The organism is Nesterenkonia xinjiangensis (genome assembly GCF_013410745.1).
GTDB lineage: Bacteria > Actinomycetota > Actinomycetes > Actinomycetales > Micrococcaceae > Nesterenkonia > Nesterenkonia xinjiangensis.
On sequence record NZ_JACCFY010000001.1, the window covers coordinates 2,476,922 to 2,488,765 of the forward strand.

Genomic DNA, 11,844 nt, shown 5'->3' on the forward strand with positions numbered 1-11,844 from the left:
ATGAGGTGTGCCACACTCCAATCACGCTGACTTCACCTCTCTGAAATAGGTGTGCAGTCATCATTGAGCAGGTGCTCAATAAAAAAGCACCATCACCGGGCAGACTGTCACCAGAAAACGGGAGGGGCCATGGATCACCGACGCGAGGGCGATGTGGTCCTCGACTTCCCGAGCCCCGCCGTGGATCTGCCCACCTGGCGTGCCGCGATCGCGGCAGCTGTGGTGCCGCTGGACATCCGCGCTGAGGACGGGATCCCTTTTCGCGGGCAGCTCCGCCGCGCGACGGTGGACCACGTCGGGATTTTCCAGCTCGTCACGACTCCGCACACGGTGCGGCGGACCCCGGAGCTGATCTCGGTGGATGACGCGCGGTTCTACAAGGTGAGTCTCCAGCTCTCTGGCAGCGGCACCCTGGAGCAGGATGGACGGACCGCCATTCTGGAGCCGGGCGATCTGGCCATCTATGACACCCACCGGCCCTACCGGCTGCACTTCTCCGAGCCCAGTCAGGCGATGGTGATGGTGTTTCCGCAGGAGCTGGTCGACCTCACTCCGGAAGAGGTCTCCTGCGTCACCGCCACGTGCTTTCCCGAAGGGCACGGATTCGGACGGATGATCAATCCCTTCTTCGTGGAGCTGGGGAGGAACCTCGACCAGCTCCACGGCACCTTCGCCTCCCGGCTGGTGCATTCGGCCCTGGATCTGATGGTCACGATGCTCTCGCAGGAGCTGCACGAGCGGCACGACACTCCCGCCCGCGGGCTGGGACGCGAGGTCCGTCAACACATCCTGCGGAGGTTGGGTGATGAGACTATGACGCCGGCCTCCATCGCAGCGGCCCACTACATCTCGCTGCGCTACCTCTACACCATCTTCTCGGAGGAGGGGCAGACCGTCTCGGCATGGATCCGCTCTCGGCGTCTGGAACGCATCCGGCGGGACCTCGCGGATCCTCTCCACACGGATCGGTCCATCTCAGCGGTGGCTGGACGATGGGGTCTCCACGACGCAGCTCACTTCTCACGGATCTTCAAGGCTGAGTTCGGCGAGTCTCCCAGCGCTTATCGCCGTCGGCACCTCTCCCAGGACCTGCCGATCGCTGTCTGAGCGTCAGCACGAGGCGGTGGTCTCAAGCCTCAAGCCTTAAGCCTCAAGCCTCAAGCCCCGGACCTCTGGCTCGGGGCGGGCACGGCGCCGTCTGCGCGATCCAGGGTGTTTGGGAGAGAATCGGACACATGCCCAAGAAGGTCGATCGCACAGCGCGCCGGGACGAGATCGTGCGCACCTACCTGAAGATCGCGGCGCGCGACGGCATGGAGGCCGCCACCACACGTGCGCTGGCCGCCGAGCTCGGCGTGGCCGTCGGCTCTCTGTGGCACTACTTCTCCGGCTTCGACGAGGTCCTCTCCAGTGCGTTCCGGATGATCTTCGACCGGACCAACGCCCGCATCGGCCACCTCGTCGAAGGTCTCGACGGATTGGCAGCGCTGCGTGCCATGCTTGAAGAAGTCCTGCCGATCGGCAGCGTCCCCCGGGACGAGGCCTACGTGGTGGTGAGCTTCTGGGGGCGCGTCGCGGCGAACCCCAGCGTGGGAAGCCTGCAGGTCGCGGTCGAGCGACAGTGGCGTTGGCAGATGAGCGGGTTCCTCCGTGAGGCTGTCGACGCCGAGGAGCTGCACCCGGATGCACCGGTGGAGGACATCGCCGATGCTCTGCTGTACTTGGTCACCGCCTCACAGTTCGAACGCGTGCTCGGCACGCCCTTGGGCCAGGGGGTCAGGCTCTGGCAGATTCTGCGCCACCACCTGGCCCCCTGGATGACTGAGCGGGCGGCTCAGCAGTGGCAGCCGCCGTCGAGCGGGGCTGGCGATTCGGAGGAGGCGGACGCCTCCGGCGCACCGGAGGCATGACAGTGCCCGCCGGTCTCCGGCGGAACGTCCAGGGTGGGGTTGCGGTCGAAGAACCCGTTCGGCGTCATGCGGAATCCCGCATAGTCCACCGGCATGATCGGCCAGTCCTCGGTGCGTGGGAAGTGGGTGAGGCCGAAGGTGTGCCAGAGCACCACGTCCTCCCCGTCGATCGCTCGGTCCTGCGCCGCGTACGTGGGGAGGCCGTCGTCGCCCGGGTTGAGGTTGACGAGCCGGCCGGCGGGATACAGCTCCTCGGCGTCGTACCGGGTCACCCACAGATGATGCGCGGCGAAGGCCGCGCGACGCCGGATCGGGGAATCGTCGGCCGCCAGCAGCGTGGGTGAATCCTCTGCGTGGAGCACGTAGGCGGTCGGCTGCCCCAGGCGGTTGGTGGCCTCGGTGCTGCTGATGCGCCAGAGGCGTCCTGCGGAGCCGTCCGCATCGCGGATCGCCTGCTGTTCAGACGGCAGTCGGGTGATCGTGCGGTTGAACGTGTTGCCCCACGGATTGGTCTGAGAGGTCGGTTCGCGGACGACGTCGATCTCGTCCACCGCGTTCGCGGTGCCGTCGACCATCATGTCCATCCGTGCGCAGAACAGGTGCTGATGGATCGGGGCGCCGAGTCCCGGGGCGATCTCGGTGGAGTACGGGTAGTCGCCGCCGGGGTGGGCGTTGGTGAACACGATGCCGGTCGCTTTGGACTCCAGCTCGATCTTCCCATCCAGGTACAGGTGCCAGTAGAACCCGTAGTCGTAGTTGCCCACGGTGACGAAGAAGGAGATGACCAGGCGCCGCTGGCGGCGGACCTCCGAGCTGCCGGAGAAGTCGTCAGTGTGCTTCCACAGGATGCCGTAGTCCTCCTCGTGGATGCAGATGGCGTTCGGCAGCGTCTGCGGGCGGCCGAAGTCATCGGCGACGACGGCGTCCACGTAGGTGATCTCGCCCTTGCAGTCGCAGCCCAGCTCCAGGGCGTTGGCCAGACGCCCGAACTGGAACTCGCCGACGTCGTAGTAGTTCTGCCAGGCGTTGGTGGGGGAGGGGTCTCCGTAGCTGACCACCATCTCCGCCACGGAGCCGCGGTACATGATGGGGCGCCGGCGCCCCTGGTCGGAGAAGCTGAGATCGTGCAGGGTCAGGCCCTCCCGGCCGTTGAACCCCAGGCGGACGCTCCAGTTCTCCCATTCCAGCACGCCGTCGTCCCACGTGAAGCTGACTCCCTCGGGCTGAGTGATGGAGATCGGCCTCAGCGAGGTGCGGAACTCGCCGCGCACGGCCGGGTCCAGGTAGTCGCCGGACTCCTCCGGGACGTGGGTCACCTCGGTCTCGACGACGCGTAGGACCTTCTGGTCGGTCATGTCGATGTGGGCGACCACGCCGCCGATCGGGTGGGCCCAGATGGAGTCGGTCGGGTAGTCCTGTCGGAAGGAGAGAGCACGCAGGATGCGGTGCCCCCTTTCGTCCGCATAACCGAAGACACCGGCGGAGAGGCCGATGACGACCACCCTTTCGAGGTCGGTCACTCCGCGGCGCCTCAAGGCTTCGACGTAGCGTTCGTCGGCCTTGAGGACGTCGTCGGCGCCGAAGAGCTCCTCCATGAAGATCGGGCCGGTGCCCTGCTCCTCGACATCGATCCGATGGTCGGAGGCGATGGCGTCGCCGTCCAGGTCGACGACGACGTCGCGGACGGCGTTCGTGGCCAGGTCTGTGACGACCAGTGACGCCTGGCGGGGGAGTCGTTGATCCGGTGTCCAGGCCAGGACCTTCTGCTTCTCCGGTTCACGCAGCATCAGGTAGCTCACGCGGGCGGAATCGGGCAGCAGGCCGTGGTGCTGCAGCAACGTCCGGATCCGGCTGATCTCCTCACCGGAGAGCGGGGTCAGCGGGTGGGGGGCGGCATCGCCCGAGGTCTTGTCAGTCATCGAACTCCTCCTTATAGTTGAGCGCACGCTCAATATAAATATGGCACAGTTCACAGCACCCAGGGAAGGGGGCGACGCTCATGGCATCCGTCGGCCTGCGTCGCACCGCGGCGACCTGTGCGGCTCTCTCCGGCGTGGTCCACCTGGTCCTGCTGGGCCATGGAGGTCTGCTGATGAGTCTCGCCATGGCCGCCATGGCCGTGGTGTGCCTGCCGTGCGCGGGCCACCTCTGGCGCGGCGAGTCGCTGCGCGCCTGGACGACGGTCGCCGTCATGAGCGTCGGAATGCTGATCCTGCATCTCCGTCTGATGAGGCCGAACGGCGCTGAGGCGGGGAATCCCGACGGACTCGAGGTGGAGGTGTCTCACCACGGCGGCGGCGTCGGGCTGGCCGAGATGCACGAGCCGCTCATGCACCTCGCACTGGGGCTCGCGACGACGGAGGTCCTGCTGGTGCTGGCGGCCATGTGCTGGCAGCTGCGGTGGCGGCGCCGGCAGGGACGGGGCCGGGCTGCTCGTGTCGAGGAGACGGCGCACTCCCGTCCTAGAAGGCTGCAGGAGAAGACAACATCGTCCCTGCAGCTGTCGCGCACAGTGAAGTGAACGAAGCATTCCTGACAATGGAGGAGGAGTTACCGCGATGACGACGCAGAACGTACCCCAAAAGGTGTCTCTGCTGGAGCGAATTCAGTCGGCCAGCGGGGGTCGGGAGATTCTGGATCCGGCCACCGGCGAGGTGGTCGGTCGAGCCCCGGAGGCCACCGAGAAGGATCTGGATGCCGCCGTGGCCCGGGCCAAGGCCGCCCAGCCCGGGTGGGCCGCCCGGTCGGATGATGATCGTGCAGGCCTGCTCAACGCGGCCGCTGAGGCGATCGAGGCTCATGCCGAGGAGCTCGCGGTGCTGCTGTCCCGGGAGCAGGGCAAGCCGCTCAACGGCCCCAATGCCCGGTTCGAGGTCGGGGCCTGTGTGGCTTGGCTGCGCGCCACCGCCTCCTTCCCCATGGACCCGGAGGTCATCGTCGATGACGAGTCCGGCCGGGCCGAGCTGCATCACCGCCCGCTGGGGGTCATCGGGGCGATCGGTCCCTGGAACTGGCCGATGATGATCAGCATCTGGCAGATCGCTCCCTCCCTGCGCATGGGCAACACCGTGGTGATCAAACCCTCCGGATACACCCCGCTGTCCGTACTGGGGCTGGTGGACGTGCTCAACACCGTGCTGGATGCTGATGTGCTCATCGCCGTACCCGGGCGCGGAGACATCGGGGACCGACTGACCCGGCACCCCGACATCGCCAAGATCATGTTCACCGGCTCCACACCCACGGGCAAGAAGATCATCGCCGCAGCCTCCGAGACCGTGAAACGGCTGACCATGGAACTGGGCGGCAATGATGCCGGCATCGTCCTGGACGATGCCGACCCGGCCGCGATCGCTGAAGACCTCTTCTGGGGCGCGTTCATCAACACCGGGCAGACCTGTGCGGCCATGAAACGGCTCTATGTCCCGGATGCCCTCTATGACCAGGTCTGCCAGGCTCTGGTCGAGGTGGCCCAGCAGATGCCCATGGGAGTCGGGTTGGAGGAGGCAAATGTGCTGGGCCCGGTGCAGAACCGAGCCCAGTGGGAGATCGTGGACCGGCTCGTCACTGCTGCCAAAGAGTCCGGAGCCAGGATCCTGCTCGGTGGGGACCCTGACCCCCAGGTTGTCGCAGGGAGGGGCGGGCACTTCTATCCGACCACCCTGGTCGCCGACATCGATCCGGACAACCCTCTGGTGGTCGAAGAACAGTTCGGCCCGGTGCTGCCGATCATCCGCTACACCGATCTCGATCAGGCCATCACCGACGCCAATTCGCTGGAGGTCGGGCTGGGCTCCTCGGTCTGGTCCTCGGATCTGGGCCGGGCCCGGGCTGTGGCGGCCCAGCTGGAGGCCGGCACCACCTGGATCAACAAGCACGGCGCCGTCGATCCCCGGGTCCCTTTCGGCGGGGCCAAAGAATCCGGATTCGGTCTCGAGTTCGGCACCCACGGGCTGCGCGAGGTCTCCCAGCCCCACGTCATCAGCTGGTGAGCCCACCCGCAGGGCCCACCCTGAGGCTGTCCTGATCCGGTCGATCGCCAGGCGGAGGAGGATGCACTTTTCAACTGACCAACCGTTCGGTCAATAAATCTGATACATTCTCCTCCAGAGGTGACCTGCATCACACGCAGGGGCCCGTCCAGGGCGGTCCATCCGCATTGAACCTGCATCCGGAGATGACATGAGCCAGACCATCTATCTCAGCACCGAAGGCCATGAGCTGACTCGCGAGGAGAAGAAGGTCCTCGCGGGGACTCTCGTGGGCACCACCATCGAGTGGTACGACTTCTTCATCTACGCCCAGGCGGCGGGCTTCGTGCTGGCCGTGCTGTACTTCGAGCCGCTGGGCCAGGAGAACCAGGCGCTCGCTCAGATCATCGCCTGGGCCTCGGTGGGCATCTCCTTCCTCTTCCGGCCCCTGGGGGCCGTACTCGCCGGGTGGCTGGGGGACCGGTTCGGACGCAAGATCGTCCTGGTGGTCACCTTGATGGGCATGGGCGGGGCCACTGTGCTGATCGGGCTGCTGCCTACCTACGCCACGCTGGGCATCGCCGCCCCGGTGATCCTGATCCTCCTGCGGATCCTGCAGGGTCTTTCGGCCGGCGGGGAGTGGGGCGGTGCCGCCCTGCTCTCGGTGGAGCACGCGCCGCGCCACAAGCGCGGCCTCTTCGGCGCCTACCCGCAGATCGGTGTGCCCCTGGGAATGCTGCTGGCCACCGGCTTCATGTTCGGCCTCAATGCGCTCACCACAGAGGAGCAGTTCCTCGAATGGGGCTGGCGTGTGCCGTTTCTCTTCTCCTTCGTGCTGATCATCGTCGGCTACCTGATCCGAGTGAAGGTCGACGAGTCTCCGGTGTTCACGGAGATGAAGGAGCGCAAGAAGGAGTCCTCGGCGCCGCTCAAGGAGCTGCTGACCACGCACAAGAAGTACACCTTCCTGGCCGCGCTGATCTTCGCGGCGAACAACGCCGCCGGCTACCTGGTCATCGCCTTCTTCGCCGCCTACGGCGTGAACCACCTGGGCATGGAACGCACCGAGACGCTCATCGCCTCGCTCATCGGCGGCGTCGGGTGGTTCATCTTCACGCTCTTCGGCGGCTGGGTCTCCGACCGTATCGGCCGAGTGCGGACCTTCCAGATCGGCTACGGCATCATCATCGTCTGGGCCGTGCCGATGTGGTTCCTGCTGGACACGGCCTCGCTGCCGCTCTTCGCTCTGGCGATCTTCCTGCTCACGGTGGGCCTCGGCCCCTCCTACGGACCGCAGTCCGCGCTGTATGCGGAGATGTTCCCGGTCTCGATCCGATTCTCCGGCGTCTCCATCGGCTATGCGCTGGGCTCCATCATCGGCGGCGCCTTCGCCGCCACAATCGCCCAGACGATCCTGGACACCACAGGAAAGTCCTGGCTGATCGGCCTCTACATCGCCGCCCTGGCCGTGATGTCCTTCCTGGCCGTCTCGGTGGTCCCGAAGGGCTTGCAAGGCATCAACCTGATCGACGACAGCGAGCGTGAGGAGCTCATCACCACGAGGTCTTCGCGCTGACACGCCCGCCCAGGGCAGACAATCGACACCGAAGTCGAGCATCATGGCAGTCAGGCACCGCTGACCTGCACGCATGCCTGCCCAGCACCCCTAGATGAGGAGAACCCCCATGAGACACCGCACCCACGCCCTGAGACTCTCCGCGGCCGCCGCCGCGGCGGCCCTCCTGCTCACCGCCTGCGACGGAGGAGGCGATGGCCCAGGCGACGACGGCGAGGAGAACGGCGACGGCGGCGACAGCTACTCGATCGGCATCACCCAGATCGTCGCCCACCCCTCCCTGGACGCCGCCCGTGACGGTTTCCAAGCGGCATTCGACGAGGCCGGCGTCGAGGTGGACTGGGACGAGCAGAACGCCCAGAATGACCAAGCCACGGCGTCCAACATCGCCGGAACATTCGCTACCGCCGGTCATGACCTGGTCCACGCGATCGCCACGCCCACCGCCCAGGCGGCCGCCCAGTCGATCACCGACATCCCCATCGTCTTCTCTGCGGTGACCGAGCCGCAGGAGGCCGGCCTGGTCGAGGACTGGGACGCCCCCGGCGGCAACGTCACCGGCGCCTCGGACATGAACCCAGTGGCCGAGCAGCTGGAGCTGCTGCAGGAGATCGCCCCGGACGTGGAGACCGTCGGCATCGTCTACTCCTCCGGGGAGGTCAACTCTGCCGTCCAGGTGGAGCTGGCTCAGGAAGCCGCCGAGGAGCTCGGCCTGGAGATCCAGGAGGTCACCGTCTCGAACTCCTCCGAGGTCCAGCAGGGCGTGGAGTCGCTCGACGTGGACGCGATCTACGTGCCCACGGACAACGCCGTGGTCTCGGCGCTGGAGTCGGTGCTGCAGTATTCGCACCAGAACGAGATCCCTGTGATCGCGGCCGAGGGCGACTCGGTGCAGCGCGGGGCGCTGGCCACCTACGGCATCAATTACGAGCAGCTGGGACGCCAGGCGGGCGAGATGGCGCTGCGCATCCTGCAGGACGGTGAGGACCCCGCAGAGATGGCGGTGGAGACCGGCAGCGTCCTCGAGCTGATCGTCAACCCGGAGGCCGCCGAGCTGATGGGCATCGAGTTCGACGACGAGCTGCTCGACCGCGCCGACGGCGTCGTCGGTGAGGACCTCGAGGCGGAGGACCCCGCCGAAGCCGGTGAGGACGAGGACTCCGACGAGGATGACGAGGACGAGTGACCCGTGCGGGAGGACTCCCGCGTAGGATCACGCACGACAGAAGAGCACCAGGGCGGGCACCGGAACGGCCACACCAGGCCGCGCCGGTGCCCGATCCCTGGGCGGACATGGACACGTCGTCGGCCGAAGACCCGTCCGATGGCGGCGAATGAGGACACATGATCACAGCATTGGAGCTCGGGCTGATCTACGCGATCATGGCCCTGGGCGTGTACCTGACCTTCAGGATCCTGAACTTCCCTGATCTGACGGTGGACGGCTCGTTCACCTCGGGTGCGGCGACGGCGGCGATTCTGATCACCAACGGTGTCAACCCCTTCCTCGCGACGGCGGCGGCCTTCGTCGTCGGGTGCGTGGCAGGCCTCATCACTGGGCTGCTGCACACCAAGGGGAACATCAACGGCCTGCTGGCCGGCATCCTGACCATGATCGGGCTCTACTCCATCAACCTGCGCATCATGGGCGGGGCGAATGTGCCCCTGCTGGGGCAGGACACCGCGATCAGCGCGCTGCGCGGCGTCGTCGGGGTCGGCTGGACTTCGGTGCTGGCGCTGGCCGCCGTCGCGGTGGTCTTCAAGCTCATCATGGACTGGTACCTGCACACGGACAACGGGCTGGCTCTGCAGGCCACCGGTGACAATGAGCAGATGATCCGCTCCTTCGCGGTCTCCACCGACCGGCAGAAGATCGTCGGCCTGATGCTCTCCAACGGCCTGGTGGGGATCTCCGGTGCGGTGGTCGCTCAGCACCAAGGCTTCGCCGACATCGGCATGGGCATCGGTCTGATCCTGGTCGGTCTGGCTTCGGTGATCGTCGGGCAGGCGATCTTCGGCACGCGCAGCGTCTTCCAGGCGACCCTGGCCGTGGTGCTCGGAGCGGTCATCTACCGCCTGGCCATCCAGTTCGCCCTGAACCTGGGGCTGAACCCGAACGACATGAAGCTGATGTCCGCCGTCCTGGTGGTGGCCGCGCTGCTGCTGCCGCAGTGGAGGGGATTCGCGAAGCTGACCCGGCGCAGGAAAGGTCGCTCGGCGCTCACCGCAGCGGCCGAGGCCACGCTGACCTCTGACGCCGCGGCCGGCGCCGGCAAGAAGGGAGCCTGACATGCTGAGCATCGCATCCGTGGCCAAGACGTTCTTCCCTGGAACCGTCAACGAGCGCCGCGCCCTGGTGGACGTCGACCTGGAGATGGTCGAGGGCGACTTCGTCACCGTCATCGGTTCGAACGGAGCCGGCAAGTCCACGCTGCTGAACACCGTGGCCGGGCGCATCATCCAGGACGAGGGCATCGTCTCCCTGGACGGCAAGAACGTCAGCCGCCTCCGCGAGCACCAGCGGGCCTCGATGGTGGGACGGGTCTTCCAAGACCCGATGGCCGGCACCGCGCCGAACCTCACGATCGAGGAGAATCTCTCCCTGGCCGACCGCCGTGGGAAGCCCCGTGGGCTGGCCCGGGGCGTGACCAAGGCCAAGCGGGAGCGCTTCGCCGAAGCCCTCACCCAGTTGGAGCTGGGCCTGGAAAGCCGCCTGAAGACCAAGGTGGGGCTGCTCTCCGGTGGGCAGCGGCAGGCGCTGAGCCTGCTGATGGCCACCTACTCCGATCCACGCGTGCTGCTGCTGGACGAGCACACCGCCGCTCTGGATCCTCAGCGCGCCGAGCTGGTGACCCGACTGACCCGGACCGTGGTGGAGGAGAAGGGGCTGACCACGCTGATGGTCACCCACAACATGGTCCAAGCCTTGGAGGTCGGCAATCGGCTGATCATGATGCACGAGGGCCGGATCATCCTCGACGTCGGCCCCGAGCGGAAGTCCCAGATGACCCCGGAGGACCTGCTGGCCGAGTTCGGCAAGCTCAAGGGCGCCGTCGTCGACGACAAGACGATGCTGCAGTAAGGCCCCTCCTTCACCGTTGAGCTGGTGAGTTTCCGCCTGAACTGGCGCCCCAGAGGCGTCTTTCGGGCGGAAACTCACCAGCTCAACGTGTTCTGAGCGGTAGCGTGGACCGCATGACTGCTGACGCGCTGTTGCTCCTGGCCGCCAACTCGCTCGTCCCCACCGGGTGGGAGGCCGTCGCCAGCGGGGCGGGGCTCCTGACGCTCGCCCTGCTCGTCTGGGCGCTGGTCGAGATCTTCCGCTGCCCTGGCCTGGCCTCCGGGTGGAAGCTGGTGCTGGGGCTGCTGGCGTTCACGCTGCCGTTCTTCGGTCCGCTCATCGCGGTGGTCATGGCACGATCGCACCGTCGGCGGGTGCTCTCCGGGGAACTCGCCCTCACAGCTATGGCCCCGCCCGCCCGCTGAGCCGCCGGTCAGAGGTCGACGTCGTCGCCGAACCAGGGCTCGGTGATCTCTTCGTAGGTGCCGTCGTTCAGAGTCATGGTCAGCCACTGGTCCACGTAGTGCTTCATCACCATGTCTCCGCGGGGGAGCATGTAGGCCTTCTCGAAGTAGTCGAATGGCTCGTCGGGATTGACGGCGCAGAGCTCGTCGTACTCGTGGTCGATCCACAGCACCTCGGAACGGTCCGTGGTCATCACATCTGCCTCACCCTCGACGATCTGGTCGAAGATGGTCAGGTTGTCGTGGGTGATCAGGTTCCCCTCGGGGTAATGCTCCTGGGCGAAGACCTCGTTGGTCCCGCCGCTGGGCATGATCGAGGTGACGTCGGGGTCGTTGATCTGCTCGATCGTCCGGTAGTCGTCGACGTCCTCGCAGCGAGTGATGGGAGTCTTGCCGTCCTCCATCAGCGGCTCGGAGAAGAACACCTGCTCTGATCGGGCGGTGTTGATCGAGATGCCGCCTACCGCGATGTCGCAGTCCGCCAGGTAGTCCTCCATGAGGTCGTCCCAACTGGTCTGCACCCAGTCGATCTCCACGGCCAGGTTCTCGGCGAGGTCCCGGGCCATGTCCACATCGATGCCGGTGAATTCCCCGGTGTCCTCATCGAGCTCGGTGAACGGCGGGTAGTCCCCGGTGGTGCACACCGTCAGGGAGCCGCGGTCCAGCACCTCGTCCAGCAGCGACTCCGACTCGCCCGCCGGCTCCTGTCCGCCGGCCTGCTGGGCGTCAGAACCTGCGGGGGAGCAGGCGCCCAGGACGAGGGTCAGCAGTCCGGCGGTCGTCCACAGGGCACCGCCTCTGCCCGACACGCGAGGGACCTTCGCCTTCTCGGCGGTGCCTGGATGGTGGGGCTGCGGCATGG

At 66.6% G+C, this 11,844-nt stretch carries 11 protein-coding genes; 9 read left to right on the top strand and 2 right to left on the bottom strand.

From position 1 onward, the window contains the following. Nucleotides 1-129: 129 nt before the first annotated feature. Nucleotides 130-1,107, top strand: coding sequence for an AraC-like ligand-binding domain-containing protein (locus tag HNR09_RS11180; RefSeq protein ID WP_179542106.1), 978 nt, complete (start codon nucleotides 130-132; stop codon nucleotides 1,105-1,107). Between the two features lie 128 nt (nucleotides 1,108-1,235). Then, nucleotides 1,236-1,910: a TetR/AcrR family transcriptional regulator gene (locus HNR09_RS11185; RefSeq protein ID WP_179542107.1), complete on the top strand. Its 675-nt coding sequence runs from the start codon at nucleotides 1,236-1,238 to the stop codon at nucleotides 1,908-1,910. On the opposite strand, the gene HNR09_RS11190 is transcribed toward HNR09_RS11185, so the two are convergent. After that, nucleotides 1,835-3,829: a primary-amine oxidase gene (locus tag HNR09_RS11190; RefSeq protein ID WP_179542108.1), complete on the bottom strand. Its 1,995-nt coding sequence runs from the start codon at nucleotides 3,827-3,829 to the stop codon at nucleotides 1,835-1,837. The genes HNR09_RS11185 and HNR09_RS11190 overlap by 76 nt on opposite strands. An 80-nt stretch (nucleotides 3,830-3,909) precedes the next feature. On the opposite strand from HNR09_RS11190, the gene HNR09_RS11195 reads away from it, so the two are divergent. From HNR09_RS11195 to HNR09_RS11225, 7 genes are all read left to right on the top strand, one after another. Beyond that, a complete protein-coding gene (locus HNR09_RS11195; RefSeq protein WP_179542109.1) occupies nucleotides 3,910-4,431 on the top strand; it encodes a hypothetical protein in 522 nt (173 codons plus the stop codon). A 37-nt stretch (nucleotides 4,432-4,468) separates the two neighbouring features. Further along, on the top strand, nucleotides 4,469-5,902 hold the full coding sequence (locus tag HNR09_RS11200; RefSeq protein ID WP_179542110.1) for an aldehyde dehydrogenase family protein: 1,434 nt from the start codon (nucleotides 4,469-4,471) through the stop codon (nucleotides 5,900-5,902). A 190-nt stretch (nucleotides 5,903-6,092) separates the two neighbouring features. Continuing rightward, a complete protein-coding gene (locus tag HNR09_RS11205; protein WP_179542111.1) occupies nucleotides 6,093-7,457 on the top strand; it encodes an MFS transporter in 1,365 nt (454 codons plus the stop codon). 109 nt (nucleotides 7,458-7,566) lie between these two features. Beyond that, nucleotides 7,567-8,643, top strand: a complete 1,077-nt coding sequence (locus HNR09_RS11210) for an ABC transporter substrate-binding protein (RefSeq protein WP_179542112.1) — start codon at nucleotides 7,567-7,569, stop codon at nucleotides 8,641-8,643. A 158-nt stretch (nucleotides 8,644-8,801) separates the two neighbouring features. Then, nucleotides 8,802-9,746, top strand: coding sequence for an ABC transporter permease (locus HNR09_RS11215; RefSeq protein ID WP_179542113.1), 945 nt, complete (start codon nucleotides 8,802-8,804; stop codon nucleotides 9,744-9,746). A 1-nt stretch (nucleotide 9,747) separates the two neighbouring features. Continuing rightward, nucleotides 9,748-10,539, top strand: coding sequence for an ABC transporter ATP-binding protein (locus HNR09_RS11220; RefSeq protein ID WP_179542114.1), 792 nt, complete (start codon nucleotides 9,748-9,750; stop codon nucleotides 10,537-10,539). 113 nt (nucleotides 10,540-10,652) lie between these two features. Continuing rightward, complete coding sequence (locus HNR09_RS11225; protein ID WP_179542115.1) at nucleotides 10,653-10,943, top strand: hypothetical protein; 291 nt, start codon at nucleotides 10,653-10,655, stop codon at nucleotides 10,941-10,943. A gap of 8 nt (nucleotides 10,944-10,951) precedes the next feature. On the opposite strand, the gene HNR09_RS11230 is transcribed toward HNR09_RS11225, so the two are convergent. Beyond that, on the bottom strand, nucleotides 10,952-11,842 hold the full coding sequence (locus tag HNR09_RS11230; protein ID WP_179542116.1) for a transporter substrate-binding domain-containing protein: 891 nt from the start codon (nucleotides 11,840-11,842) through the stop codon (nucleotides 10,952-10,954). Nucleotides 11,843-11,844 lie beyond the last annotated feature (2 nt).